Source organism: Massilia sp. P2_C2, assembly GCF_056404615.1.
The window spans coordinates 25,396-51,999 of sequence record NZ_JBFUDR010000005.1 but is presented as its reverse complement, the minus strand read 5'-3'; the positions used below and the strand labels follow the sequence as shown (position 1 = coordinate 51,999).

Here is a 26,604-nt window from a genome sequence, read left to right as displayed (position 1 = left end):
CTGGTGCCCTTGACGTGGATTGAACACGTGGCCTCTCCCTTACCAAGGGAGTGCTCTACCACTGAGCTACAAGGGCAGTGATTTCAGTGGCGCCGTAAGACGCCACAGAATTTCAGTGCGACCGGATCATAGTGCCAAAAGCCTGTTCGGTCAAGACTTCCAGCAACAACGAGTGCTCGATGCGGCCATCGATGATGTGCACGGTGTTCACGCCCGACTTGGCGGCGTCCAGCGCCGACGAGATCTTCGGCAGCATGCCGCCCGAGATCGTGCCGTCCGCGAACATCTCGTCGATCTCGCGCGCCGACAGGTCGGTCACGAGGTTGCCGTTCTTGTCCTGCACGCCGGCGATATTGGTCATCATGATCAGCTTTTCGGCCTTCAGGATTTCCGCGATCTTGCCGGCGACGACGTCGGCATTGATGTTGTAGGCCTGGCCGTCCTGGCCGAAACCGATCGGCGAAATGATCGGGATGAAGGCGTCATCCTGCAGGGCTTTCACGACGGCCGGGTTGATCGCTTCGATCTCGCCGACGAAACCGATGTCGAGGAATTCGCCCGGCTTGTCCTTGTCCGGCATCGCCATCTTGCGTGCGCGGATCAGGCCGCCGTCCTTGCCGGTCAGGCCCACGGCCTGGCCACCGTAGTGGTTGATCAGCATGACGATGTCCTGCTGGACTTCGCCGCCCAGCACCCACTCCACCACTTCCATGGTTTCTTCGTCGGTGATGCGCATGCCCTGCACGAACGTGCCCTGCTTGCCGATCTTCTTCAGCGCGTTGTCGATCTGCGGACCGCCGCCGTGCACCACGACCGGGTTCATGCCGACCAGCTTCAGCAGGATGACGTCGCGCGCGAAGCCGTGCTTCAGGCGTTCGTCGGTCATCGCATTGCCGCCGTACTTGATGACGATGGTCTTGCCGTGGAAATTGCGGATGTAGGGAAGTGCTTCGGCCAGGATCTGCGCCTTGATCTGCGGCGAGACCGCAGTCAGGTCATTGTTCTGGTCTTCGCCCGTCAAAGTGGTCAGCGTAGCGTTCATTGGGGGTCCGGAAAAGAATTTGCGAGATTTTACAGGCAATAGCCCGCCGCAGTGAGCATTATAGAGGCTTCATGTTGTATTTTCTGGTGCTCGCCGTTAAGGTTAGACATATGGATACACGACGGCAATCTTTCATCTGCCAACCCGGCGCCGGAGGCAGCGCATGAGTCTCTGCACACGCTGCGGCGCCGCGTTCGGCTGCGCCATGGTCGACGGCAACGATGGTGCACCGTGCTGGTGCACGCGCCTGCCGCCCGTGGTCGCGCTGCCGCCGGCGGACGAGGCGGCCGGATGCTGGTGCCCGGCCTGCCTGGCGCAGCATATCGCGCAACAACCCGTGGCGGCGCCTCCCACGCCGGCCGGCCCCGACGACGACACGCCGCCCGCGTGACCGCGGTCAGCGCGCCGTGCGGAAGAAGCGCATCATTTCGCGGCTCGCGTTCGGCCCTCTGCCGTCCGTATAAGTGCCGCGCGTATCGCCACCGGACCAGGCGTGACCGGAACCATGGATCACCCAGTGTTCCGCGTGGATGCTGCCGTCAGGCTTGCGGTGCACCGTGCGCGTATAGGCGTGGCCATCCGGCACGGTACCCGGTTCGACCACGATGTCTTCGGCAGGATGACGCCGGCGCCGCTTGATCAACTCGTCGCCATTGGCCGGGTGCACGGTCGTGTCGCGGTCGCCGTGGAAGACGATGATCGGCAGCGACTTGCCCGGCTTGTGGTGCGAGCGGAAATCGCCCTTCATCGCGGCCAGCGCTGACGGCAGGTCGTTGGCTGCCGCGAACGGCAGGCCGGAGTGGACGCCGACGGCCGCGTACAGGTCCGGATACAGCGTGCCCATGATGGCGGCCATGGCGCCGCCGGCCGACAGGCCCGCGACGAACACCCGGGCCGGATCGATCGCATGGCGCGCCATGATATCGCGCGTGAGTCCCGCGATGATGGAAGGTTCGCCCTGGTCGCGCTGCTGGTCCGCCGCGCTGAACCAGTTCCAGCAGCGCGACGCATTCGCCAGCTGCGACTGGGCCGGATACGCGACGAGGCAGCCGTATTCCTCGGCCAGCTGGTTCATGCCGGTGCCGAGCGCGAAGTCCTCGGGATGCTGGGTGCAGCCGTGCAGCATCACGACCAGCGGCACCGCCTGGCCGGCATAGCTGCCGGGAACATAGAGCTTGTAGTCGCGGGTGCCGGCCTCGTTCGTATAGCTCGCGTCGACGAAGTGGCCGGACAGGTCGACGGTGGCCGAGCCGGTCGACAGGGGTGTCGCAATGAACGGATTGTTTTCCAGGCTGACGCGGGACAGGTCGGCCAGCATGTCGGACACGGCGTCGTAGCTGGACTGGTTCGACGCGGGTGGTGGCGGCGGCGGTGGCGGCGGCGTCAGGCTCTCCGCGCTTTCGACGGCCGCGGCCTGCATGGCGTTGACATTCTTGACGGACTCCTCCATGACGGTGCGCGCGACGGCAGGCCCGCGGCGCAACAGGGATCGTGTGGCGGCGCGCACTTGCGCCAGGAATTTTTGATTCAGGGACATCGGCACTCCTTGTGGGGTGTGTCGGCAATGCCGGTTGCGCGTGGCTGAGGCATCGATCGAGTTCAGTCTTGATGGCTAAGCTTGCGCCAACCTTACATTTGCGGTACGTGCAACGCACCCAACGGACGAGTCAAAGTCTACGCGGATGGGTTTGTCGGTCAAGCGCGATTCGTCCGGATACGGTAATCTGCCGCCCATGTGTCCTACATTCCAGCCCGGCCCACGCTTCCAGTGGCGCTACACGGTACTCGCGCACGCAATCGTGCCGCAGCTTTACCACGATGCCACATTTCACCCCGACATGCTTGTAATCAAGATCGCGCAGGGAACGGAATGAACGACGTACGTCTTCGACCGGAACAACAAACCCCGGTACCTTCTCCCTGCATCAACGTGTGCAAGATGTCGCCCGTAACCGGCCTGTGCGAGGGGTGTTTGCGCACCATCGACGAGATCGTCGCCTGGGGCCGTGCCGACGACGCCTATAAACGCACCGTATGGGCAGCGATCCGCCGGCGCGAGGCGGACATCGCTTTCGACTGACAATAAATTTAGAAACAAAAATCTAGTACGGTCGTGCTTTTCTGATTCATAATCGCTCGGGTCCGATCAACTAATCGCGAGAAACCCATGGCGCTGCCTCCCGTCCTGCAAGACCTGTCTCTTCCCGTCATCGCGTCGCCGATGTTCATCGCCAGCGGTCCCGCGCTCGTGGCCGCGCAATGCAAGGCGGGCATCGTCGGTTCCTTTCCGGCGCTCAACGCACGTCCGGCCGAGCTGCTCGACACGTGGCTGACGGACCTCCAGCGCGAATTGGCCGACTACCAGGAAGCGCATCCGGACCAGAAGGTCGGGCCGATCGCCGTCAACCAGATCGTGCACCAGTCGAACGACCGCCTGGAGCACGACGTGGCCGTGTGCGTAAGACACCAGGTGCCCATCATCATCTCGTCGCTGCGCGCGCCGCCGCCGGAAATGCTGGATGCCGTGCACGCTTATGGCGGCATCGTGCTGCACGACGTGATCTCGATCCGTCATGCCGAAAAGGCACTGGAAGCGGGTGTCGACGGCCTGATCCTCGTCGCGGCCGGCGCCGGCGGCCATGCGGGCGCGCTGTCGCCGTTCGCGCTGGTGGGTGAGGTGCGCAAATTCTTCGACGGGCCGATCGCGCTGTCCGGCTCGATCGCCACGGGCGACGCCATCCTCGCCGCGCAGGCGATGGGCGCCGACTTCGCCTACATCGGCTCGCGCTTCCTGGCCACGCGCGAATCGAACGTCACCGATGCCTACCGCAGCGCGATCGTGGAATCGTCGGCGGCGGACGTCGTCTATACGAATTTGTTCACGGGCGTGCACGGCAATTACCTGAAGAAATCGATCATGGCGGCCGGGCTCGATCCGGACAACCTGCCGGTGTCGGACAAGAGCAAGATGAGTTTCGGTTCGGGCAGCGCCAAGGCGTGGCGCGATATCTGGGGCGCGGGCCAGGGCGTGGGCCTGATGGACGACGTGCCGACCGTCGCCGAAATGGTGGAACGCCTGAAGCAGCAGTACCAGGCCGCCCGCGAGCGGCTGGGACTGTAGGGTGGGCACAGAACGTCAACGTGACGCGAACGTTACGCGTGGGCACAGAACGTCAACGTGACGCGAACGTTACGCGTGGGCACAGGGGTGCCCACCCTACGCCTGCATTACCTTGTCTGCGTCGCGGATCACCCACAAACCGGGCAGGTTGCGCCAGTAGCCGTGCGCGTCCATGCCGAACCCGACGACGAACTGGTTCGGCACCGTCAGACCGACGATGTCCGCATACACCGGTTTCACTTTGCTGAGTTCCTTGTCGGCAAACACGGCCAGGATCACCTCGGCCGCGCCCATGTCGAGCAGGCGCTGCTTCACGTGGGCCAGCGTTTCTCCTTCGTCGAGGATGTCGTCGACGATGATGATGGTGCGGCCCTTGACGTCCTGGCGCGGGATGACTTTCCAGACGACTTCGCCGCCGCGGTCCAGGTCGCCGTAGCGGGTGACGTGGATGTAATCGAATTCGAGGGGGAAGGTCAGTTGGGGCAGCAGGTGGCCGGTGAACACCACCGCGCCACCCATCACCCCCAGCACCAGGGGGAATTCGCCCGCCTCGTCCTTGTCGAAACGCTGGTTCAGCACGTCGGCGACGTGGCGTACGGCCGCGTGGACCTGGTCTGCGCTGACGATTTCCTCGGCGTTGGCCAGCAATGCGCGAGCACGGGTGTAATGGAAGTCTTGCATGTTCATGTAGAGTCGGTTACAGGATTCGGAGCATCCCCGGGTGTGCGATTATGCGTCAGATTGGGTTCATGTGGCGTTCCGGGCGGCGTATCATACCGATTTGATAAACCCGAATCACGACACCGCCCATGCCAGCATCCGACACCACCCATGTGCGCGCCGAGCGCCTAGCCCAGCTGCGCGCCGCGATGGCGCGTCACCAGGTCGATGCCTTCATCGTGCCGTCCGCCGATCCGCATCTGTCCGAATACCTGCCCGGCCGCTGGAAAGGCCGCGAGTGGCTGTCCGGGTTCACGGGCTCGGTCGGCACCTTCATCGCGACGCGCGACTTCGCCGGCGTCTGGACGGATGGCCGCTATTACACGCAGGCCGGGCAGGAACTGGCGGGCACCGACATCAACCTGATGAAGACCCCGTCCGGCGCAAGCCTGCTGCACATCGATTGGTTGGCCGACAACATGGACGAGGGGCAGACGGTCGCCGTCGACGCCCGCGTGCTGGGCCTGGCCGTCGCGCGCCTGCTGGGCGATGCGCTGGCCGCGCGCGGTATCCAACTGCGCACCGACCTCGACCTGCTGGACGAGATCTGGACGGACCGCCCCGGCCTGCCGCCGGAGCCCGTGTATGAGCACGTGGCGCCGTATGCCGTGCTCGATCGCGCCGACAAACTGCACGCGACGCGCAACGCGATGGCGCGCGTTGGCGGCGAACGCCATTTCATCTCGACCCTCGACGATATCGCCTACCTGTTCAACCTGCGCGGTGCCGACGTCAGCTTCAATCCCGTGTTCCTCGCGCATGCGCTGGTCGAATCGACGGGGGCCACGCTGTTCGTCGCCGACGGCAAGATCGATGACACTCTCCGTGCGCGGCTGCAGGAGGATGGGGTGCGCGTGGCCCCGTACGACCAGGCGCAGCATGCGCTGGCGGCGCTCCCGGCCGACAGCTCGCTGCTGATCGACCCGCGCCGCGTCACCGCCGGCATGCGCGCCGCCGTGCCGCAGGGCGTGCGCGTCGTGGAAGCCATCAATCCGACGACGCTCGCCAAGTCGCGCAAGCTCGATGCCGAGATGGACCACGTGCGCGACACGATGGAACACGATGGCGCCGCGCTSTGCGAATTCTTCGCCTGGCTCGAAGCGACCCTGGCCGACGCCAACCGCGCGCCGCTGAACGAAGTCCACATCGACGAGCAGATCACCGCGGTGCGCGCACGCCGTCCCGGCTTCGTCAGCCCCAGCTTCGGCACCATCGCCGGCTTCAATGCGAACGGCGCGATCATGCACTACCGCGCCACGCCCGGCCAGTGCGCCGTGATCGAGGGCGACGGCCTGCTGCTGATCGATTCGGGCGGCCAGTACCTGGGTGGCACGACCGACATCACGCGCGTCATCCCGGTCGGCACGCCGTCCGCCGCGCAGAAGCGGGACTTCACGCTGGTCCTGAAAGGGATGATCGCGCTGTCCATGGCACGCTTCCCGCGCGGTACGAAAGGCCCGATGCTCGATGCGCTGGCGCGTGCGCCGATCTGGGCGGCCGGCATCGATTACGGCCACGGTACCGGCCACGGCGTCGGCTACTTCCTCAACGTGCACGAAGGCCCGCAGGTGATCTCGCCATCGGCGCCGCCGGAGCCGCATACGGCCATGGAGCCGGGCATGATCACGTCGAACGAACCGGGCATCTACCGCCCCGGCCACTGGGGCATCCGCATCGAGAACCTCGTGCTGACGCGCGTCGTCGACAAGGGCGAATTTGGTGAGTTCCTCGGCTTCGAGACGCTGACCCTGTGCCCGATCGACACGCGCTGCCTCGACCTGTCGCTGCTGCGCGGCGACGAAGCGGCGTGGCTGAACGATTACCACCGCAGCGTGCGCGCGCGCCTGCTGCCGCACGTGAGCGGCCCCGCGCGCGACTGGCTCGAACTGCGCACGAAGGAGATCTGAATGGCAGGTGCACGTTCTACCCGCGCCAGTGCCGCCGTCGAGCGGCTCAAGAGGCGCACCGGCGTGACGTCGTACTCGATGGCGCGCACCGGCGACGGGCATTTCTTCCTGTCCGAGAAACCGGGCGCGCCGCCGCTGTGCGCACCGCTCGAGCTGGACGACTTCGTGGCATTCGTCAACGGCCTCGGTCCGCAAGAGGTCAAACGCGTCAGCAAGCACGACGTCGAATTCGAAAAACAGCTGGTCAGGAAAAAACCTTGAGTGTCCCGGCTACACCTGACCTGGGCCTGACCTTGCCCAGCCTGATCGGCGCGTACTGGTCGCACTCGGAACTGGCCACGAATGGCCTGATCCTCCTGAACCTGCTCGGCGCGCTGCTGCTGGGCCTGATGGTGGGCTATGAGCGTTCGTACCATGGCCGCGCGGCCGGCATGCGCACGTATGGTCTCGTGTGCATGGCGTCGTGCGCGCTGACCGTCGTCGGCGGCTATCCGAGCCACTGGTTCGGCGGACTGGGCGCCTCGGTGCCGTTCGTCGATCCCACGCGCGTGATCCAGGGCGTCGTGACCGGCATCGGCTTCCTCGGCGCCGGCGTCATCATGCGCTCGGGCTTCAACATCAGCGGCCTGACGACGGCGGCCTCGATCTGGTCGTCATCCGTGATCGGCATCCTCGTCGGCCTCGGGTTTTATATGGCCGCGATGGGCCTTGCGTTCTTTTCGGCGATGATCATGATCTACCTGAACAAGGCGGTCGGGCTGCTGCCGTCGCGCCATGCGGTGGCCGTGACGCTGCACTTCAAGAACGGCGTCTATCCACAGGAAGACATGCTGCGCAAGGCGGCGCTGGAGCGCGGCTACGAGATCGCCGGCGGCTCGCTGACGATCTCCAGCGTGAACGGTTGCCAGGAATGGCATTTCGTCGCGCTGGAACTGGCCGGCAAGCCGGGTGCGCCGCTGTCGCTGCTCGCCACCGAGCTGGCGACGTTCGACGGCGTGGACGGCTTCCAGCTTTCGCATGCACGCAACTGAAACGCAATCAAGAAGGAGCACGATGACATCGCAGGAAGTTCTCGATTTCTGGTTCGGCGCACCCGGCAGCCTCGATGCCGGCAAGCCGCGCCGCGAATGGTTCGTCAAGCAGGACGCATTCGACGCCATTGTCCGCGGGCGCTTCGGCGCCACGATCGAACAGGCATTGGCCGGCGGCCTGCGCGAGTGGGACGACGAGGGGCCGCAAGGCGCGCTCGCGCGCATCCTCGTGCTCGACCAGTTCACCCGCAACGCCCACCGCGACACGCCCAGGGCGTTCGCCGGCGACGCGCTGGCGCTGGCGGCCGCGCGCCGGCTCGTCGACAGCGGCGCCGATCGCCAGTTGCCGCCGCTGCAGCGCGCCTTCGTCTACATGCCGTTCGAACATGCCGAGGACGCGTACATGCAGGAGCGCGCCGTCGAGCTGTTCGGCATACTCGCCGCCGAGCACCCGGGTTTCGACGAGATGCTCGATTACGCGCACCGCCACCGCGGCGTGATCGCGCGCTTCGGCCGCTTCCCACACCGGAATGCCATCCTCGGCCGCGCGTCGACGCCTGAAGAAACCGGGTTCCTGCGCCAGCCCGGCTCGCGGTTCTGATGACGGCGACGTTGAACATCGTCGGCGCCGGCCACGTGGGCCGCGCCCTCGGCCGCCTGTTCGCGGCACGCGGCGTGTTCGCCGTGCAGGACGTGCACACACGGAGCAGCGCCAGTGCGCGCGCCGGCGTCGCCTTCATCGGTGCCGGCACCCCGGTCGACGATACCGCGGCGCTGCGCCCGGCCGACGTGTGGATGCTGGCCGTGGCCGACGATGCCATCGGACCCGTCGCCGCCGCGCTGGCGCAGTCGGCGACGCTGGCGGGGGCGGTCGTGTTCCACTGCAGCGGCGCCAAGGCTTCGGACGAACTGGATGCGCTGCGCCGCGCGGGCGCGTGCGTCGCCAGCGTGCATCCGGTGCGCAGTTTCGCCGATCCGGAGACGGTCGTGGCCTCGTTCGACGGCACGTTCTGCGGCGTCGAGGGCGATGCCGCTGCGCTGGCAATCCTGCTGCCCGCGTTCGAGGCGATCGGCGCGCGTCCGGTACGGATAGATGCGGCCGCGAAGACCGTCTATCATGCGGCGGCCGTGTTCGCGTCGAACTACCTCGTGACCGTTATGGATGCGGCGCTGCGCGCTTATCAGGCGGCGGGCATCCCGGCCGACGTGGCGCGCGAACTGGCGCGGCCGCTCGCCACCGAGACCCTCGCCAACGTGCTGCGGCTCGGGCCGGAAGCGGCACTGTCCGGCCCGATCGCGCGCGGCGACGGCGCGACGGTGGCGCGCCAGCACGCGGCCGTCAGCACGTGGGATCCCCTGACGGGAGATTTGTACGACGCCCTTGCCATGGCGACATGGGATCTTGCAAAGCGAAGGGAGAAATGATGGTATTGACCGCATGGGCCACGTTGGCCGTGCTCGGCGTTTATTTCTGGACCGGCATGATGGCCGGCTGGGCGAGAGCCAGATACAAGGTGCCGGCGCCGTTAATGGACGGTCCGCTGCCGTTCCAGAGCGCGCAGCGGGTACAGGCGAATACGCTGGAGCAGCTGCCGCTCGTGCTGGGACCGTTGTGGTTGTGCGGCCACTATCTGGGCGATGCCTGGGCGGCTGCCGGTGGCCTGCTGTGGTGCATCGGGCGTATCCTGTACGCACTGGGTTATTACCGCGATCCGGCGAAGCGCGAGGTGGGTTTCGTCATCGGCATGCTCGCTTGCGGTGCGCTCGTCGCGGCCAGCGTGATCGGACTGCTGTCACAATAAGCTGTTGCAGTAGAGCAAAATCTCGGAAACGACACGTCGACAAACTTCCCGTACTGCAATAAGCTGTGTCTGGTTTCAATTAACAGGATGGTGGCCACGTTGTCGCTATCCGCGCAGGAGGAAGACAACATGCTGTTCCTGAAAAGCACCAGCGTGACCAAGGCGCCGGGCATCTACGAAGTCGACGTGGCGGCCAAGCCACCCGGCAAGACGTTCGGCGTTTTCATGGCCACCGACCCCGACAATCCACCGCGTGCCGTGCTGACGGCATTGGCGGAACTGGGTTTCCAGAGTACCTATCAGCAGAGCTATATCCACAAGGACAAGGGCAAGGTACTCGACCTGCATTTCCACAAGGATGGCACCGATTTGTTCAAAGGCTGGAAGACCGAGGAATGCGCGGCCAACCTGGCCGCGCTCGATACGCTGTTCGGCAACGTCGGCATCAAGGTCACGCCCCGCGTGATGAGCCTGGCCGAAGCCTACGCGTGATTGACTTCGACGTGATACAACGCCCAGGGGCAGGCGGCAAAGCGCTGGGCGACCGGGAGTGCCGCCATTTCCGCCACCCGGTCGGCGTCGTACACGGCCCATAACGGGCCCAGGCCGCCCAGCGGCATCGGGTTGCCGTCGATATGCGTGGCGACGATGAAGCGGCGCGCCCGTGCCTGGGCGACCGGCAGCTCGACGTTGTAGCCATCCACCGCGCGCAGCACCAGCACCGTCCTGTCGTTCAAGGTGGCGCCGGCGTGTGCCAGCACGTCCACCAGCAGCGGACCGCGCAGGGTATGCGGCTTGCCGTCGTATTCCAGCGTCGGGCGGATCGTCTGCGGCGCCAGCGCCAGCAGGCTGGCGTAATCGAATGCCCACGCTTGCGTGAACGTGACCTGGTGCTTGTGCATCATCTGGTCCAGCGCCGGGTCGAGCGGACCGCGGTTGCCGCGCGCGATGGCGCCGGTGRCCGTCAGCAGGGCAGGGCCCCGTCCGGACGGCTGGGCCGCATGGCCGGCAACGGGAAAGGCGCCCGCGACGGCCGCGGCGCCGAGGAATTGGCGTTTGTTCATGAGAAAATGTCTCGGTCGATGGATCCCGCCATCATAGCAATATTGTCTAATGGATTTGTTTTCCACAGGCATGGAACTGCAGACTATCCCCATCGAGGATGGCGAGCTGGCCATGCTTCCCCAGCTTCCCATGCCGCTTGCCAATGCCGAGATCCTCGCGCGCCTGCTGGGTGAAACGCCGTGGCGCGCCGACAGCGTCGTCGTGTACGGCAAGCGCTACCTGCAGCCGCGCCTGACGGCCTGGTATGGCGAGGCCAGCTACACGTATTCTGGACTGACCCTGCAGCCCCTCCCATTGACGCCGCTGCTGGAAGCACTGCGCGCGGCCGTCGAGCACGTCACAGGGCGGCGCTACAACAGCGTGCTGCTGAACCTTTACCGCGACGGCGCCGACCGCATGGGCATGCACAGCGACGACGAGCCGGAACTGGGCCGGCAACCCGTCATTGCCTCGCTCAGCTATGGTGCCACCCGCACATTCATCTTGCGCCACAAGGCCAGCGGCCGCACCGTGAAACTCGACCTGACCGATGGCAGCCTGCTCCTGATGGGCGGTTGCCTGCAAGCCAACTGGCTCCACGGCATCCATCGGACCGCTAAAGTGGTTGGACCAAGGATCAACCTAACTTTTCGTTACGTGAGCTAAACTGGTGTTATCTTGCCTCAATTTTCATTAAAGAATTACTGAATTTGGAGTCACTTACTTACATTTGCTTACAGCTCTTACGAGTTCAGCCGGGACTTTCACCACTTTGCGGTGCTATCTTGACCACATCGCGATTCAAAAGAATTGCGAACCAGTCAAACAACGCAAAGGGAATCCGAACATGAAAAAACTCATCGTTGCACTGATCGCGGGCGCCGCCGCCATGAGCGCGGCCCAGGCCCAAACTACCCAACCGCGCGCCTATGTCGGTGTCGGCGTTGCCACGGCGGACCATAAAGATTCGTCGGTCGGTGGCCTGACCAATTTCAACAGCGACGGTTATAAAGCCTCGGCCAAGATCTTTGGCGGCTATGAATTCGACCAGAACTGGGGCGTGGAAGCCGGTTACACGGACATCCGCAACTCGGACTTCAGCTACAGCAATGCTGACGGCACCAGCGCGGGCGGCCACACCAAGGGCTATGGTTACTATGTCGCCGGCAAGTACAATGTCCCGGTCAACGACCAGTTCTCCGTGTACGGCAAGCTGGGCCTGCAGCACAGCGAGCGCAAGCTGGAAAGCGCTGCCCTGAACCTGAAGGACACCGATACGGGTGCCTATGGCGCCGTCGGTCTGCAGTACAACATCAACCAGCAGGTTGCGCTGACCGCCGAGTATGAGCGTTACGGCAAAAGCAAGGCTTTCGGCGCCAAGGCCGACGCCTGGACCGTGGGGGCGCGCTACAGCTTCTGAGCGTAGTCGTTTTACTCCTGGGGGAAAAAGGGCCAGCGGGCCCTTTTTCTTTTTGCCCAAAATTCGGGGTCAGAGCACATTTTTGAACAATGTCTCAAGAGGGAAGGGCCGCAAGCTCGGACTTCGTCGTAGGCTAGGCCATGCCGCGATGTTCGACAGCCTTTTGCCATCTGAGCAATGTCTCGAAAAAGTGCTCTGACCCCGAATTTGCTCCAGATTGTCAGGGATACACGATCTGTGCGGGCTGGCTCGGCGTTCGCATCCACGGCGGTAGCGCGAGCGGCTGCGCGGGGGCCGTGAAACCTGCCGCGACGAAGCGGTGCAGCGACGACCACGGCCAGTCGGCCGCATGCTGGCAAAAGCCGTGGCGTACCGGGTTGCCGTGCACGTAGTCGATCAGGCTGGCGTATTCCTCGTCGCTGATGATCCGGTAGGCACGGTAATGGCGTTCCCAGATGGTGCCGTCGCCCGTGCCGGACTCTCCCTTCGGCCTGGCGCCGCCCGGCGTGCAGGCCTTGTTCAGCGCTTTCGAAAACGCGATCTTGACGGCGCGCCAGCGCGTTGCGCAGTCGTGGTCGCCCGGCGGCAAAGTCCAGATCGCATGGGCATGGTTCGGTAGCACGACCCACGCATCGACGTGGAAGGGCTTGCGGATGCGCGCCTGCCGCATCGCTTCGCCAAAGGCCGAGAAATGGTCTGTCAGTAAGGTGCTGTCTCGATCCAGCAGGTGCACCGTGAAAAAGAACGTCCCGCCCGGGACCCGGTTGTCGCGGTAATGTGTCATGAACATAGTCTGCCAAGCGGCGCAGCCAATTCGTGTCGATCTGGCGCAAACGCGCACGCTTTGAAGAACCTCAATCACGTCGATTCTACCCACGATATCTGTTTGACCCCGATCCATTTCCGCGCATTAAACGATGTGGTGGATATGGCAATCATGTCGTTTTGACACCAGTTGGGCGCCGTTCGCGTGCCCGCACGAAATTTTTTTCCAGGCGGACTGAACCTTTCTTGTTTGTTCGGTATTAACCGGACGATTTCCGCAGTAGCACCCGCTACCGGAGCCGTTCGGGTTGCCCTGTGCCGATCATGCCGTCCATTGCCCTGTTGTCGTCGCACCTGGTCTGTACCGGCCAGGTCGCCGCACCCGATGCCGCCGCGCTGGTGCGCCTGCTGTTGCTGGCGCCCGTGCTGGAGGAATGGGTGGTACGCGCCGGGTTGCAGGAATGGCTGATACGACGCGGTGGCCCGGCGGGACTATCGGTGGCGCTGTCGGCGGCCGCGTTCGCGCTGCTGCACCTGGGCTCCGGCTGGCGCGCGGTGCTGCTGGTGCTGGCCCCGGGAGCGGTGCTGGCGTTGCTGTACCAGCGCAGCCGTGACTGGCGCCTGTGCGCGCTGCTGCACTGCGGGATGAACGCACTGGCCTTGGGTGGCTGTGTCCTTTGAACGAATCTGGGAGTCCCTATGATCGGGCTGCATCGACGTCTCTCTTCCCTGCCGGGGCGCTTGCGCCGCGCCTGGCCTGTCCTCGCCTTGTGCGTCTTCGTTCCGGCCGCGCACGCGGCCGATGCGCTGAACGGCAAGAGCCTTTACCTGAACGGCCCGGTCGGCGGCGGCACCGCCTGCCAGGCCTGCCACGGCGCTTCGCCGGCCTCCAACGTCAACAACATCCAGGCCGCAGCCGACAAGCCGAGCGTCATCAGCAACGCCATCAGCACCAACAAGGGCGGCATGGGCATGTTCAGTGGCCGCTTCAGCACGGCGGAACTTGCGGACCTGGCGGCCTTCATCGGCAACCCGAACGTGACAGCGGCACCGGCCGCTTCCGTCAACCCGGCGTCGCTGAGCTTTGCCGCCACCACCATCGGCCAGGCGGCGTCGCCGCTCGCCACCACCCTGTCCAACACGGGCAATGCCACGCTGACCGTGGGCACGCTGTCGCTCACCGGCGCGGCTGCCGGCGACTACACGATCAGCGGCGGCACCTGCGCCAACGGCACCACGCTGGCGGCGAGCGCCAGCTGCACCGTGCAGATCGGCTTCAACCCCACGGCCGCCGGCACGCGCGGCGCGTCGCTCGTCATCGCGCACAATGCCACGGGCGGTTCCAGCACCGTGAGCCTCTCCGGTACCGGTAATGCCGTGCCGCAGGCGACCGTCGCGCTGTCGGCCAATGCCATCGACTTCGGTGCCCTCGTCGCCGGCAGTGCATCGCCTGCGCGCAGCATCACGGTCAATAACACGGGGCAGGCGGCGCTGACCTTCAGCAGTATCGCCGTCGGCGGCGCCAATGCCGGCGTGTTCACGCTGGGCGGCACCTGCAGCACGGCGACGCCGGTACCGGCCGGCGGCAGCTGCACCGTGACCGTCAGCGCGAATGCCTCCGGCAGCGGCACGTTCAGCGGCAATCTCGCGCTGGCCTCGAACGCGTCCAACGGCGCCGTGTCGGTGGCGCTCACCGGCACCGTCGCCGCGCCGGCGCCTGCCGTCGGCGCGAATCCATCCGCCGTTGCCTTCGGCACGCAGACGATCGGCGCCACGGCCGCCACGCAGACCGTCACGCTGTCCAACACCGGCAACGTGGCGCTCACGCTGAACGGCATCGCCGTCTCGGGCGCGGCCAGCGTCAGCATCGCCAGCAAAACGTGCGGCACGACGCTGGCGGTGGGTGCCAACTGCACCGTGACCCTCGCCTTCGCACCGACGACGGTGGGCGCGGCGGCGGCCACCCTGGCCGTGACGTCGAACGCCGCGCCGCTGCAGGTCGCCATCAGCGGCACCGGTACCGCGGCACCGGCCGCGCAGCCGGCCCTGTCCGAAGCGGGACCGGTCGCGTTCGCGGACGCGCAGGTCGGCAAGAGTTCCGCCGCCCACACCGTCACGCTGTCGAACAGCGGTACGGCGTCCCTCAAGGTCGCATCGCTCGTGCTGGACGGCGCGCAGGCGACCGACTTCGTGCTGGGCGGTACCTGCGCGGCCAACGTGACCGTCGCGCCGTCGGCCAGCTGCACCATCGACGTGAGCTTCAAGCCGACGGCCGCCGGCCAGCGTGCCGCGGCCTTCGTGCTGATGACGGATGCGGGCAGCCAGCTCAACGTGAACCTGGGCGGTACCGGCGTCGCCGTGCCCGTGCCGATGCTGACGGTGAATCCGCAATCGTTCGACTTCGGCAGCGCGGACGTCAACGGCACCGCGCCCACGCACCGCATCACCCTGACCAACACGGGCGCCAGCGCCGCCACGGTGACGGCCGCCACGTTCACGGGCCCGTTCGCACTGCAGGCCGATAGCACCGGCTGCGCGGCCGTGCCGTTCACCCTGCAACCGGGCGCCAGCTGCGACCTCGTCGTGCGCTTCACGCCGGTCGGTGCCGGTGATGCCAGCGGCAGCATGGCGCTGGCGGCCGACGGCGGCGGCGCGTGGACCGTCGCGTTGAGCGGCAAGGGCAATGCGGCGGTTGCGCCGTCCGGGCCGACCGCGGCCACGCCGCAGAATGCCGGCGGCGGTGGTTGTTCGGCCGCGACCAGCGGCAACGACCCCGTGCTCGCGCTGCTGGTCGTGTTGTCGTTCGGTGTGCTCGGCTGGCGTCGCTTCGTCCGCAAGGAGGTGAAATGATGAGCGCCCGTACGACGCGCGTGTTGCGCATGGCGATCGTCCTCGCGGCGGCGCTGCAGGCGAGCGGCGCCTCTGCGCTCGACCGCGGTGTCCCGGCGCCGCAGTTCGAGCTGCCCGGCAAGGATGGCGCCGCGGTGCAGCTGGCGAAGCTGCAGGGCCGGCTCGTGTACGTGGATTTCTGGGCGTCGTGGTGCGGCCCGTGCCGCCAGTCGTTCCCGTGGATGAACGAGATGCAGGCGCGCTACGGCGCGCGCGGGCTGCAGGTGGTCGGCGTCAACCTCGACGCGAAGAGCGACGACGCGCGCCGCTTCCTGTCCGAGACGCCGGCCCGCTTCACGATCGCGTTCGATCCGGCCGGCGCGACGCCGCGCGCCTACGGCATCAGGGGCATGCCCAGCAGCGTCCTGATCGGGCCGGACGGCAAGGTGTTGTACGAGCACGCGGGTTTCAAGGAAGCCGACCGCACGGCCCTCGAACAGGTGATCCAGAAAGCGTTGGGAGGCGCGAAATGAAGGTTGTTCGACTGATTGCGCCGGCGCTGCTGGCGCTGGCCGGCTGCACCACCGTGCAGCCTTGGGAAAAGGGAAATCTGGCGAAGCCGCAGATGACCTTCGGCGGCGACAGGCTCGAGACCCGCTACGCCGATCATATCTACACGAGCCGCGAAGCCGCATCCGGCGGCGCGGGCGTGGGTGGCGGCGGCTGCGGCTGCAACTGAGGAGCATGATGACGACTTCCAAACAATCCCCACAGGAACTGGCGGCCGCGCTGCTCGCCGCGGCGCTGCTGCTGCCCGGCGTGCAGGCGCAGGCCGACGAACCCCCTCAGAACGGCAGCATCAGCCTGCGCTATCTCGACTACGCCGACCGTCAGCCCGGCCTGGACCGCATCCACGCGCATTCGCCGTCGGTGTCGGTGACGGCGCCCATGGCAAGCGACTGGTCGGTCGAAGGCACGCTGACGGCCGACGACGTGTCCGGTGCATCGCCGCGCTACCACACCGCCATCTCCGGTGCCTCGCACATGCAGGACGAGAGGAAGGCGGGCGATTTTGCCGTCACGCGCTACTTCCGGCGCGGCACGCTGACGGCCGGCGCGGCGTATTCGACGGAGCACGACTATGTGTCGCGCGTGCTGTCGCTGAACGGGACCTTGTCCAGCGAGGACAACAACACGACGTGGGCATTCGGTCTCGCGGGCAGCCTCGACAGCATCAACCCCGTCAACAACGTCGTCGTCGACGAGCACAAGCGCACGGTCAGCGTGCTCGCCGGCGTGACGCGGGCGTTGACGCCGAACGACATCGCCCAGCTCACGCTCACGCGCACCAACGGCAGCGGCTATTACAACGACCCGTATAAACTGTTCGACAACCGGCCGCGGTCGCGGCGCGATAACACCGTGCTGCTGCGCTGGAACCACTACGTCGATGCCACGGGCGGCACGACGCGCCTGGGCTACCGCTACTACAGCGATTCGTTCCGCATCCGTGCCCATACGCTGTCCGGCGAATACGTGCAGCCGCTGGGTAACGGGTGGACCATCGTGCCGGAACTGCGCCTGTACACGCAGAGCGCGGCATATTTCTACTACGACCCCGTGTACGACGCGACACTCGGCGCGCCGTTCCCGCCGGGCTTCTCGAGCGGCGCGGACCCGAACCGGTTGTCGTCACCGGACCAGCGCCTGTCCGGCTTCGGCGCCGTGACGGTCGGGCTGAAGGTGGCGCGCGAGATCGGCAAGCTGTGGACGGTGGACGTCAAGGTCGAAGGCTACGAACAGCGCGCCAGCTGGCGATTGTTCCACGACGGCAGTCCGGGGCTGGCGCCGCTGCGTGCCCGCATCCTCCAGATCGGATTGACGCGGCGATGGTAGAGGCGGTCCACCGCGTTCCGTTCGAGGCGATGGCCAGCCGCTGCGAGATCCGGCTGGCCGCGCCCGATCACGGCACGGCGGAACAACTGGCGCAGGCGGCGATCGCGGAAGTGCGGCGCATCGAGCGCATCTACTCCCGCTACCGCGCCGACAGCATCGTCAGCCGCATCAACGCGGCGGCGGGGCGCTATCGCGTGGAATGCGACGACGAGACGTGGCAGCTGCTTGCCTACGCCGACCATTTATATGGTGCCAGCGGTGGCCTGTTCGACATCACGTCCGGCGTGCTGCGCCGCGCCTGGGATTTCCGCAAACCGCGCGTGCCCGGCCCGGACGAACTGGCGCCGCTGCTGGCACTGGTGGACTGGGCGGCCGTGCGGCGCGAGGACGGCGCGATCTTCCTGCCGCGTGCCGGCATGGAGATCGACTTCGGCGGCTTCGGCAAGGAATACGCGGCCGACCGCGCGTGTGCGCAGCTGGCGCAACGCGGCGTGCGGCACGGCTACGTGAACCTCGGTGGCGACATGCGCTTCATCGGGCCGCAGCCGGATGGCCGGCCGTGGAGCATCGGCATCCAGGACCCGCGCAAGGCCGGCGGCATCGTCGCCAGCATCGCCGTCAGCCAGGGCGCGCTGACGACGAGCGGCGACTACGAACGCTGCTTCGACCTCGACGGCAAGCGCTATTGCCAYGTGCTCGATCCGCGCACCGGCATGCCGGTGTCGCATTGGCGTTCGGTGAGCGTGCTGGCGCCGCTGGCCGCGCTCGGGGGCAGCGTGTCGACCATCGCCATGCTGAAGGAGGCCGACGCGCTGGCATTCCTTTCCGCCAGCGGACTGGCGTACTTCGCCATCGACAGCGCGGGAAACGTGCATCACCACAGCATTTCAGGAGATTACGCATCATGAAGCACTTCTTTCGATGGATGACCGCGCTCGTCCTGCTGGCCTGCGCGGCCGCGCAGCCGGCGCGTGCCGACGACGACTTCCTGCCGCCCGAACAGGCGTTCCAGCTGAGCGCCGAATTGCGCCCGGGCGGCATCGTGCACCTGGCCTGGACCATCGCGCCCCGCTACCACCTGTACCGCGACCGCCTCGTGTTCACCGCGCCGCAGGTCGGCCAGCCGGCCTTGCCGGACGGCGTGCGCAAGTTCGACAGCAATTTCAACAAGGAGATGGAGACCTATGCGGGCCAGCTGGCGGCCGACCTGCCGTTGAAGGCGGAGGCGAAGACGCCGTTCGTGCTGCGCGTCGGCTACCAGGGCTGCGCGGACGAAGGATTGTGCTATCCGCCCGCCGAGGTGGCGTTCAATGTCGATCCGGCCGTGCCGGGCGCATTGCAGCCCGCGACGGCGGATGCGGTCTCACCCGCAGCCGTACCCGCGGCCGCGCCGCCGCCCGCGCAGGAAGACGACAGCTCGCTGGCCCAACGCACGCTGCAATCGGGCAGCGCCTGGCGCATCGGCCTCGCCTTCCTCGCGTTCGGCCTGCTGCTGTCGTTCACGCCATGCGTGCTGCCGATGGTGCCGATCCTGTCGTCGATCATCGTCGGCGAAGGCAATGTCTCGCGCAGCAAAGGTTTGATTCTGGCGCTGGCGTACAGCCTGGGCATGGCGCTCGTCTACACGGCGCTCGGCGTCGCCGCCGGCCTGGCGGGAGAGGGCCTGGCCGGCGCGCTGCAAAAACCGTGGGTGCTGCTGACGTTCGGCGCGCTGCTCGTAACGCTGGCGTTGTCGATGTTCGACGTCTACCAGCTGCAACTGCCGAGCGGCCTGCAGAGCCGCCTGTCCGCGACGAGCGGGCGCATGAGCGGTGGCCGCTTCGCCGGCGTGTTCGTCATGGGCGCGCTGTCGGCGCTGATCGTGGGGCCCTGCGTGGCCGGTCCGCTGGCGGGCGCGCTGCTGTACATCAGCCAGACGAAAAACGTGTGGACGGGTGGCTGGGCGCTGTTCTCGATGGCGGCGGGGATGAGCGTGCCGCTGCTGCTGACGGGCGTCTCGGCGGGCAGCCTGCTGCCGCGCGCCGGCGCGTGGATGAACCACGTCAAGCGCGTGTTCGGCCTGCTGCTGCTGGCGGTCGCCATCTGGATGGTGACGCCCGTGTTCCCGGTGACCGTTGCGATGCTGTTGTGGGGCGCGTTCGCCGTGCTGTGCGCCGTGTTCCTGCGCGTGTTCGAGCCGATCGGCGCGGGCGCGGGACTGGGCGCGTATGCGGGCAAGACGCTGGGTCTCGTGCTGCTGACGGCCGGCCTGTTCGAACTGCTGGGTGCCGCCAGCGCGGGCCGGGACGTGCTGCAGCCGCTCGCGCACCTGCGCGGGACACCGGTCGCCGCGGCACAGGAGAACAAGGCGCAGAAGTTCGAGCGCATCCGCACCCTGACCGAACTGGATCGCGTGCTCGCGGCGTCCACCACGCCCGTGATGCTGGATTTCTATGCCGACTGGTGCGTGTCGTGCAAGGAGATGGAACGCTTCACGTTTTCCGAACCGAAGGTGGAGGCGCAGATGAAGCAGGTGCGCCTGCTGCAGGTCGACGTCACCGCCAACAACGACGAGGACCGCGCGCTGATGAAGAAATTCGGCCTGTTCGGGCCGCCCGGCATCATCCTGTTCAAGCAGGGCAAGGAGGTGCCGGACGGCCGCGTGATCGGCTTCATGGCGCCCGACCGGTTCTCCCGTCATCTTTCGAACCACATCGCTTCCTGACATGATGAACCGACATGCCAACGTCCTGATCCTGGGTTCCGGCCCGGCGGGCTATTCCGCCGCCGTGTACGCGGCGCGCGCCAACCTGAACCCCATGCTCGTCACCGGCATCGCGCAGGGCGGGCAGCTGATGACCACGACCGACGTCGAGAACTGGCCCGCCGACCCGGACGGCGTGGAAGGACCGGCGTTGATGCGCCGCTTCGAGTTGCACGCGAAGCGCTTCGACACGCAGATCGTCTTCGACCACATCCACACGGCGCACCTGCGCGAGCGGCCGTTGCGTCTGTCCGGCGACCTGGGCGACTACACGTGCGACGCGCTGATCATCGCCACCGGCGCGTCGGCGCGCTACCTGGGCCTGCCGTCGGAACAGGCGTTCATGGGCCGCGGCGTCTCGGCCTGCGCCACCTGCGACGGCTTCTTTTATCGCGGCCGGGACGTGGCCGTGATCGGCGGCGGCAACACGGCCGTGGAAGAGGCGCTGTACTTGTCGAACATCGCGGCGCGCGTGACGCTGGTGCATCGCCGCGACCAGTTGCGCGCCGAGGCGATCCTCGTCGAGCGCCTGCTGGCGCGGGTGGACGAGCGCAAGGTGGACATCCTGTGGAACCACGAGGTGGAGGAAGTGTTGGGCGATACGGCGGGTGTGCAGGCGCTGCGCCTGCGCGGCAGTGCGGGTATGCGCGTGCTGCCCGTGCACGGCATGTTCGTGGCGATCGGCCACCAGCCCAACACGGCCATCTTCGCGGACCAGCTGGAGATGGAAAACGGCTACATCGTTACGCGCGCCGGACGCCACGGCCTGGCAACGGCCACCAGCATTCCCGGCGTGTTCGCCGCCGGCGACGTGCAGGACCACGTCTACCGGCAGGCCATCACCAGCGCCGCCACCGGGTGCATGGCGGCGCTGGATGCCTTGCGCTACCTGGAGGGATAGCGTGGATCAGCTGTAATCAGCTAGTGAGCGGCTTGTAACGGATCCGCTTCGGCTTGGCGCCTTCCTCGCCCAGGCGTTTCTTCTTGTCGGCTTCGTACTCCTGGTAGTTACCGTTGAAGAAGGTGACCTGCGATTCGCCTTCGAACGCGAGGATGTGGGTGGCGATGCGGTCGAGGAACCAGCGGTCGTGCGAGATGACCATCACGCTGCCCGCGAATTCCAGCAGCGCGTCTTCCAGCGCGCGCAGGGTCTCGACGTCCAGGTCGTTCGACGGTTCGTCCAGCAGCAGCACGTTGCCGCCCTTGAGCAGCGTCTTGGCCAGGTGCAGGCGGCCGCGTTCACCACCGGACAGGTTGCCGACGAGCTTCTGCTGGTCGGCGCCCTTGAAGTTGAAGCGGCCGAGATAGGCGCGCGACGGCATCTCGAAGCGGCCGACGGACAGCATGTCGGCACCGCCGCTGACGTCCTCGAACACGGTCTTGCCGGCTGCCAGGCTGTCGCGCGACTGGTCGACCAGCGAGACCTTTGCCGTCTTGCCGATGACGACTTCGCCGCTGTCCGGCTGCTCGGTGCCGGCGATCATGCGGAACAAGGTCGACTTACCGGCGCCGTTCGGGCCGATGATGCCGACGATCGCGCCCGGCGGCACGGTGAACGACAGGTTGTCGATCAGCAGGCGGTCGCCGAAGGCTTTCGAGACGTTCTTGAACTCGATGACTTCGTTGCCCAGGCGTTCCGCGACGGGGATGAAGATCTCCTGCGTCTCGTTGCGCTTCTGGTATTCGTATTCGGACAGTTCGTTGAAGCGGGCCAGGCGCGCCTTCGACTTGGCCTGGCGTGCCTTCGGATTCTGGCGCGCCCATTCGAGCTCTTTCGCCAGCGCCTTCTGCCGTGCCGATTCTGTCGCTTCTTCCTGCTTCAGGCGGGCTTCCTTCTGTTCCAGCCAGGACGAGTAATTGCCCTTCCAGGGGATGCCGTGGCCGCGGTCCAGTTCCAGGATCCATTCGGCGGCGTTGTCGAGGAAGTAGCGGTCGTGGGTGATGCCGACGACGGTGCCCGGGAAGCGCAGCAGGAACTGCTCCAGCCACTCGACGGATTCGGCGTCCAGGTGGTTGGTCGGTTCATCGAGCAGCAGCATGTCCGGCTTGGAGAGCAGCAGCTTGCACAGCGCCACGCGGCGTTTCTCGCCGCCGGACAGCACGCCGACCTTCGCATCCCACGGCGGCAGGCGCAGCGCGTCCGCAGCCATCTCCAGCTGCAGGTTCAGGTTGCCGCCGTCGGATGCGGCGATGATCGATTCCAGGCGCTCCTGCTCCTTGGCCAGCGCATCGAAATCGGCGTCCGGTTCGGCATAGGCGGCATACACGGCTTCCAACTTCGCCTGCGCCTCGAACGCTTCGCCCAGGCCGCTTTCCACTTCCTGGCGCACGGTTTTTTCCGGATCGAGTTGCGGTTCCTGCGGCAGGTAGCCGATGTTCAGGCCCGGCATCGGACGGGCTTCGCCCTGGATGTCGGTGTCGATGCCGGCCATGATCTTCAGCAGCGTCGACTTGCCGGAGCCGTTCAGGCCCAGCACGCCGATCTTCGCGCCCGGGAAGAACGACAGCGAAATGTCCTTCAGGATCTGGCGTTTCGGTGGGACGATCTTGCCCACGCGGTTCATGGTGTAGACGTAATTGGCCATTAGGTATTGTGCTTCGATTGAATGAGGACGACAGGATACTGAAAATTCGGGGTCAGAGCAGGTTTTTCGCCAAATTCGGGGTCAGAGCCCTTTTTCGGGCAATTGCTCAAGCAGCAAAATCGGGCGGCACGACATCGTACCTCGGTGTGTGGAACTAAGGCCGACAGGATCTATCAACCTGTTGGGCAATTGTTCCAAAATTTGCTCTGACCCCGAATTTTTCCGGAAATGTGCTCTGACCCCGAATTTTCAGGCTTGTTTGGCAACTGGTTGCGGCCGGTTCAGCAGGCCTTCGGCCGCGAACAGGGCCAGTGCGAGCCAGATCAGCACGAAGCCGACGAGGCGGTCCGGCGTAAAGGCTTCGTGGAACAGCCAGATGCCCAGCAGGAATTGCAGCGTGGGCGACATGTACTGCAGCAACCCGACGATCGACAGCGGAATCTTGCGCGCGCCCGCCGCGAACAGCAGCAGCGGGATCGCCGTGATCGGCCCGGCCGCGACGAGCAGCAGGCGCGTGGTGTTCGAGTCCGTGTTGAGGAACGCGTTCTGGCCGTGCATGCTGAGCCAGGCGACGTAACCGGCCGCGAGCGGGAACAAGACCATCGTCTCGAACGACAGGCCTTCCAGTGCGCCCAGCGCGGCCGTCTTGCGCAGCAGGCCGTAGCCGCCGAACGACACGGCCAGCGCCAGCGCGATCCACGGGACGCTGCCGGCCTGCCACGTCAGCCACGCCACGCCCAGCGCCGCGACGGCGATCGCCATCCATTGCGTGCGCCGCAGGCGTTCCTTCAGCAGCATCGAGCCGAACATGATGTTGACGAGCGGATTGATGAAATAGCCCAGGCTGGACTCGATGACGTGGCCGTTGTTGACGGCCCAGATATAGATCAGCCAGTTGATGCTGAGCAGCAGGGCCGACGCGACGAAGCTGCCGAACACGCGCGGCTGGCGCACGAGGTTCAGCCAGGCCCACTGGCGGCGCACGGCGAGCACGATCACGAGGAAGAGCAGCGACCACACCATGCGGTGCGCGAGGATCTGCAGCGGCGGCACTCCAGTTTCCCTCGGTAACGGCCACGCGTGCGCTCGGGCGATCCGCATTGATGCAGACTGCGCACGTTGTAATCCAATGCCGGCAAAAAACTTTGAGAAAATAGCATCCCGTCTGTAAAGTTGCGGCTTGTCTTTCCTTGTCAATTATTCTATGGTGCAACGCACCAGAACAACAAAACGGTGAAACCTTGACGTCGCAACACAAGAAAAGCAGCCTCGCGGCGCTGACGCTGGCCGCAGTCGGTATCGTCTACGGCGACATCGGCACGAGCCCGCTGTACACACTCAAGACCATCTTCGATCCCGTCCACGGCCTGGCCCTGTCCACGCCGAACCTCCTCGGCATCGTCTCCCTGATCTTCTGGGGCCTGACGATGATCGTCTCGCTCAAGTACGTCACGCTGGTGCTGCGCGCGGACAACCGCGGCGAGGGCGGCATCATGGCCCTGATGGCGCTCGCGCTGAACTCCGTCACGCGCACGTCGCGCTGGCACTACGTGCTGATGGTGCTGGGCGTGTTCGGCGCCACCATGTTCTACGGCGACAGCGTGATCACGCCGGCGATCTCCGTGCTGGGCGCGATCGAGGGCCTGGAAGTCGCCACGCCCGGCCTGGAAAAATACGTCGTGCCGCTGACGATCGTGGTGCTGGTCGGGCTGTACAGCGTGCAGCGCCACGGCACGGCCGGCATCGGCCGCTGGTTCGGCCCGGTCATGGTCGTGTGGTTCGTCGTGCTGGCCGTCATGGGCGTCATCAATATCGTGCAGGCGCCCGTGATCCTGCAGGCCCTGAACCCGCTGCATGCGTTCGAGTTCATGCTGCGCGAGCGCCTGATCGCCTTCATCGCGCTGGGCGCCGTCGTGCTGGCCTTTACCGGCGCCGAGGCGCTGTACGCGGACATGGGCCACTTCGGCAAGAAGCCGATCCGCTTCGCCTGGTTCATGGTCGTGTTCCCCGCGCTGGCCTTGAACTACCTGGGCCAGGGCGGCCTGTTGATCACGCATCCGGAAGCGCTCGAGAACCCGTTCTTCCACCAGCTGGGCAGCTGGAGCGTGCTGCCGCTCGTACTGCTGTCGACGATGGCGACCGTGATCGCGTCGCAGGCCACGATCTCGGGCACGTTCTCGATGACGCGCCAGGCCATCGCACTGGGGCTGCTGCCGCGCATGCGCGTGATGCACACGTCGGAAAGCGAGATCGGCCAGATCTACATTCCGGCCGTGAACTGGCTGCAGCTGATCGTCGTGCTGCTGGCCGTGGTGGGCTTCGGTTCGTCGGACAAGCTGGCCGGTGCCTACGGCATCGCGGTGACGGCGACCATGTTCGCGACGACGATCCTGACGTTCTTCGTGATCCGCTACCGCTGGCACCTGCCGCTGTGGCTGTGCTTCGGCGCCACCGGCTTCTTCATGGCGATGGACGTCATGTTGTTCTCGGCCAGCACGCTGAAACTGCTGCACGGCGGCTGGTTCCCGCTGCTGCTCGGCGCGATCCTGCTGACGACGATGCTGACGTGGAAGCGCGGCCGCGAACTGGTGTTCGAGAACCTGGAAAAACATGCGATCCCGCTCGACGACTTCCTGCAGTCGCTGTTCGTGGCGCCGCCCGACCGCGTGGCCGGCACCGCCATCTTCCTGCGCGGCGAGACCGACGGCGTGCCGCACGCGCTGCTGCACAACCTGCTGCACAACAAGGTGCTGCACGAGCGCGTGGCCTTCCTCACGGTGCACATCCGCGAGGAGCCGTACGTGCCGCAAAGCGAGCAGGTCGAGGTCGTCCCGCTGGGCCACAACTGCTTCCAGCTCAACGTGACCTATGGCTTCAAGGACGAAGCCAACATCCCGGACATCCTGCGCCTGTGCGCCGTCAAGGGCCTCGAATTCGAGATGATGGAGACGTCGTTCTTCATCGCGCGCCAGACCGTGATCTCGGTGCCGGGCACGGGCATGGCGCCATGGCGCGAGCACCTGTACGTGGCGATGCAACGCAATGCCCGCACGGCCGCCGACTATTACCAGATTCCGGCCAACCGCGTGATCGAGCTTGGTACGCAGGTCGAGATCTAAATACAAAGGGGTACAAATCCTCGACAGAGCCTCGACAGACGCTTGCAGGACGGGTTGGTAAGGTTCGGTTTTCTCATCCGTTAACCCAACCTGTCCTGTAGGAGTCCCATGAAACTGTCCTTCCCGCTGGCCGCCGCCTTCGTCGCCATCCTGAACCTGTCCGCCTGCGGCGGCGGTGGATCGGGTGGCTCGTCCGTCGTCAACAATCCCGCCGCGCTGACGAAGACCGACATCTCGATCGGTACCGGCACCGAAGCCGTGAACGGCGCGCGCGTGCAGGTCAATTACACGGGCTGGCTGTACAGCGCGGCCGCCGCCGATTTCAAGGGCAGCAAGTTCGACGCGTCCCAGCCGGGCAAGCCCTTCACCTTCGTCATCGGCGCCGTCGGCACCAACGAGTCCGTGATCCCCGGCTTCGGCCAGGGCGTGACGGGCATGAAGGTCGGCGGCAAGCGCACCGTCCTCATTCCCAGCAGCCTGGCCTATGGCGCGGGCGGCGTGCCGGGTGCGATCCCGGGCAACAACGGTCTCGTGTTCGAAGTCGAGCTCGTGAAAGTCTGCGGCAGCGCGGCCTGCTGAT

The 26,604-nt window shown here is 66.0% G+C and carries 29 protein-coding genes and 1 tRNA gene; 22 read left to right on the top strand and 8 right to left on the bottom strand.

Going from position 1 to position 26,604, the window contains the following annotated elements; translation table 11 throughout:
- Position 1: 1 nt before the first annotated feature.
- Together AC1DYX_RS01480 and argB are read right to left on the bottom strand one after the other, a co-directional pair.
- Positions 2-76 (bottom strand) — tRNA-Thr (locus AC1DYX_RS01480).
- A gap of 36 nt (positions 77-112) precedes the next feature.
- Entirely contained in the window at positions 113-1,042 is a 930-nt protein-coding gene (argB, locus tag AC1DYX_RS01475) for an acetylglutamate kinase (protein ID WP_477255562.1), read from the bottom strand.
- 163 nt (positions 1,043-1,205) lie between these two features.
- Here argB and AC1DYX_RS01470 point away from each other — a divergent pair, with 163 nt between their 5' ends.
- On the top strand, positions 1,206-1,433 hold the full coding sequence (locus AC1DYX_RS01470; RefSeq protein WP_477255560.1) for a cysteine-rich CWC family protein: 228 nt from the start codon (positions 1,206-1,208) through the stop codon (positions 1,431-1,433).
- A 6-nt stretch (positions 1,434-1,439) separates the two neighbouring features.
- Here AC1DYX_RS01470 and AC1DYX_RS01465 read toward each other — a convergent pair whose 3' ends face one another.
- Positions 1,440-2,579: an extracellular catalytic domain type 1 short-chain-length polyhydroxyalkanoate depolymerase gene (locus AC1DYX_RS01465; protein ID WP_477255558.1), complete on the bottom strand. Its 1,140-nt coding sequence runs from the start codon at positions 2,577-2,579 to the stop codon at positions 1,440-1,442.
- 333 nt (positions 2,580-2,912) lie between these two features.
- On the opposite strand from AC1DYX_RS01465, the gene AC1DYX_RS01460 reads away from it, so the two are divergent.
- On the top strand, positions 2,913-3,122 hold the full coding sequence (locus AC1DYX_RS01460) for a DUF1289 domain-containing protein (protein ID WP_477255556.1): 210 nt from the start codon (positions 2,913-2,915) through the stop codon (positions 3,120-3,122).
- Between the two features lie 87 nt (positions 3,123-3,209).
- Positions 3,210-4,163 (top strand): NAD(P)H-dependent flavin oxidoreductase, encoded by a 954-nt coding sequence (locus AC1DYX_RS01455; protein WP_477255554.1) that lies wholly within the window; start codon positions 3,210-3,212, stop codon positions 4,161-4,163.
- Positions 4,164-4,259: 96 nt separating this feature from the next.
- Here the strand turns inward: AC1DYX_RS01455 and AC1DYX_RS01450 are convergent, their stop codons facing one another.
- Entirely contained in the window at positions 4,260-4,844 is a 585-nt protein-coding gene (locus AC1DYX_RS01450) for a hypoxanthine-guanine phosphoribosyltransferase (protein WP_477255568.1), read from the bottom strand.
- Between the two features lie 128 nt (positions 4,845-4,972).
- Here AC1DYX_RS01450 and AC1DYX_RS01445 point away from each other — a divergent pair, with 128 nt between their 5' ends.
- The 7 genes from AC1DYX_RS01445 (at position 4,973) to AC1DYX_RS01415 (ending at position 10,115) form a co-directional block, all read left to right on the top strand.
- Positions 4,973-6,790, top strand: coding sequence for an aminopeptidase P family protein (locus AC1DYX_RS01445; RefSeq protein ID WP_477255552.1), 1,818 nt, complete (start codon positions 4,973-4,975; stop codon positions 6,788-6,790).
- Complete coding sequence (locus AC1DYX_RS01440; protein ID WP_198118640.1) at positions 6,791-7,051, top strand: hypothetical protein; 261 nt, start codon at positions 6,791-6,793, stop codon at positions 7,049-7,051.
- Positions 7,052-7,083: 32 nt separating this feature from the next.
- Positions 7,084-7,821, top strand: coding sequence for an MgtC/SapB family protein (locus tag AC1DYX_RS01435; protein ID WP_477255566.1), 738 nt, complete (start codon positions 7,084-7,086; stop codon positions 7,819-7,821).
- A gap of 22 nt (positions 7,822-7,843) precedes the next feature.
- Entirely contained in the window at positions 7,844-8,422 is a 579-nt protein-coding gene (locus AC1DYX_RS01430; protein WP_477255549.1) for a DUF924 family protein, read from the top strand.
- A complete protein-coding gene (locus tag AC1DYX_RS01425) occupies positions 8,422-9,246 on the top strand; it encodes a Rossmann-like and DUF2520 domain-containing protein (RefSeq protein ID WP_477255547.1) in 825 nt (274 codons plus the stop codon). The genes AC1DYX_RS01430 and AC1DYX_RS01425 overlap by 1 nt, the downstream gene beginning before the upstream one ends.
- Positions 9,243-9,623, top strand: a complete 381-nt coding sequence (locus AC1DYX_RS01420) for an MAPEG family protein (RefSeq protein WP_477255545.1) — start codon at positions 9,243-9,245, stop codon at positions 9,621-9,623. Before AC1DYX_RS01425 ends, AC1DYX_RS01420 begins: the two co-directional genes overlap by 4 nt.
- Positions 9,624-9,752: 129 nt before the next feature.
- A complete protein-coding gene (locus AC1DYX_RS01415; RefSeq protein ID WP_477255543.1) occupies positions 9,753-10,115 on the top strand; it encodes a hypothetical protein in 363 nt (120 codons plus the stop codon).
- Here the strand turns inward: AC1DYX_RS01415 and AC1DYX_RS01410 are convergent.
- Positions 10,106-10,687, bottom strand: a complete 582-nt coding sequence (locus AC1DYX_RS01410; protein ID WP_477255541.1) for a putative pterin-binding protein — start codon at positions 10,685-10,687, stop codon at positions 10,106-10,108. The genes AC1DYX_RS01415 and AC1DYX_RS01410 overlap by 10 nt on opposite strands.
- Positions 10,688-10,757: 70 nt before the next feature.
- On the opposite strand from AC1DYX_RS01410, the gene AC1DYX_RS01405 reads away from it, so the two are divergent.
- Complete coding sequence (locus AC1DYX_RS01405; protein ID WP_477255538.1) at positions 10,758-11,333, top strand: alpha-ketoglutarate-dependent dioxygenase AlkB family protein; 576 nt, start codon at positions 10,758-10,760, stop codon at positions 11,331-11,333.
- Positions 11,334-11,514: 181 nt separating this feature from the next.
- Positions 11,515-12,087, top strand: a complete 573-nt coding sequence (locus AC1DYX_RS01400; RefSeq protein ID WP_477255536.1) for a porin family protein — start codon at positions 11,515-11,517, stop codon at positions 12,085-12,087.
- 220 nt (positions 12,088-12,307) lie between these two features.
- Here the strand turns inward: AC1DYX_RS01400 and AC1DYX_RS01395 are convergent, their stop codons facing one another.
- Complete coding sequence (locus AC1DYX_RS01395; protein ID WP_477255534.1) at positions 12,308-12,871, bottom strand: REP-associated tyrosine transposase; 564 nt, start codon at positions 12,869-12,871, stop codon at positions 12,308-12,310.
- A 305-nt stretch (positions 12,872-13,176) separates the two neighbouring features.
- On the opposite strand from AC1DYX_RS01395, the gene mrtJ reads away from it, so the two are divergent.
- From mrtJ to trxB, 8 genes are read left to right on the top strand one after another with little or no spacing between them, the layout of a single operon-like run.
- Entirely contained in the window at positions 13,177-13,533 is a 357-nt protein-coding gene (gene mrtJ / locus AC1DYX_RS01390) for a JDVT-CTERM system glutamic-type intramembrane protease MrtJ (protein ID WP_477255532.1), read from the top strand.
- 18 nt (positions 13,534-13,551) lie between these two features.
- Entirely contained in the window at positions 13,552-15,702 is a 2,151-nt protein-coding gene (locus tag AC1DYX_RS01385; protein ID WP_477255530.1) for a choice-of-anchor D domain-containing protein, read from the top strand.
- Positions 15,699-16,214, top strand: coding sequence for a TlpA family protein disulfide reductase (locus AC1DYX_RS01380; RefSeq protein ID WP_477255528.1), 516 nt, complete (start codon positions 15,699-15,701; stop codon positions 16,212-16,214). The genes AC1DYX_RS01385 and AC1DYX_RS01380 overlap by 4 nt, the downstream gene beginning before the upstream one ends.
- Complete coding sequence (locus AC1DYX_RS01375; protein ID WP_477255526.1) at positions 16,211-16,420, top strand: DUF4266 domain-containing protein; 210 nt, start codon at positions 16,211-16,213, stop codon at positions 16,418-16,420. The genes AC1DYX_RS01380 and AC1DYX_RS01375 overlap by 4 nt, the downstream gene beginning before the upstream one ends.
- A gap of 8 nt (positions 16,421-16,428) precedes the next feature.
- Positions 16,429-17,577, top strand: coding sequence for a DUF3570 domain-containing protein (locus AC1DYX_RS01370; RefSeq protein WP_477255524.1), 1,149 nt, complete (start codon positions 16,429-16,431; stop codon positions 17,575-17,577).
- Positions 17,571-18,485 (top strand): FAD:protein FMN transferase, encoded by a 915-nt coding sequence (locus AC1DYX_RS01365; RefSeq protein ID WP_477255522.1) that lies wholly within the window; start codon positions 17,571-17,573, stop codon positions 18,483-18,485. Before AC1DYX_RS01370 ends, AC1DYX_RS01365 begins: the two co-directional genes overlap by 7 nt.
- Positions 18,482-20,281 (top strand): protein-disulfide reductase DsbD, encoded by a 1,800-nt coding sequence (gene dsbD / locus AC1DYX_RS01360; RefSeq protein WP_477255520.1) that lies wholly within the window; start codon positions 18,482-18,484, stop codon positions 20,279-20,281. The genes AC1DYX_RS01365 and dsbD overlap by 4 nt, the downstream gene beginning before the upstream one ends.
- 1 nt (position 20,282) lies before the next feature.
- The gene (gene trxB / locus AC1DYX_RS01355) at positions 20,283-21,221 is read left to right on the top strand and encodes a thioredoxin-disulfide reductase (RefSeq protein ID WP_477255517.1); all 939 of its coding nucleotides are present in this window, start codon (positions 20,283-20,285) and stop codon (positions 21,219-21,221) included.
- 16 nt (positions 21,222-21,237) lie between these two features.
- Here trxB and ettA read toward each other — a convergent pair whose 3' ends face one another.
- Both ettA and rarD read right to left on the bottom strand, forming a co-directional pair.
- Entirely contained in the window at positions 21,238-22,905 is a 1,668-nt protein-coding gene (ettA, locus tag AC1DYX_RS01350) for an energy-dependent translational throttle protein EttA (protein ID WP_477255515.1), read from the bottom strand.
- Between the two features lie 249 nt (positions 22,906-23,154).
- On the bottom strand, positions 23,155-24,006 hold the full coding sequence (rarD, locus tag AC1DYX_RS01345; protein ID WP_477255513.1) for an EamA family transporter RarD: 852 nt from the start codon (positions 24,004-24,006) through the stop codon (positions 23,155-23,157).
- Positions 24,007-24,146: 140 nt separating this feature from the next.
- Between rarD and AC1DYX_RS01340 the strand changes: the two genes are divergently transcribed.
- Together AC1DYX_RS01340 and AC1DYX_RS01335 are read left to right on the top strand one after the other, a co-directional pair.
- Positions 24,147-26,024, top strand: a complete 1,878-nt coding sequence (locus AC1DYX_RS01340; RefSeq protein ID WP_477255511.1) for a potassium transporter Kup — start codon at positions 24,147-24,149, stop codon at positions 26,022-26,024.
- Between the two features lie 108 nt (positions 26,025-26,132).
- Positions 26,133-26,603, top strand: a complete 471-nt coding sequence (locus AC1DYX_RS01335) for an FKBP-type peptidyl-prolyl cis-trans isomerase (protein ID WP_477255509.1) — start codon at positions 26,133-26,135, stop codon at positions 26,601-26,603.
- Position 26,604 lies beyond the last annotated feature (1 nt).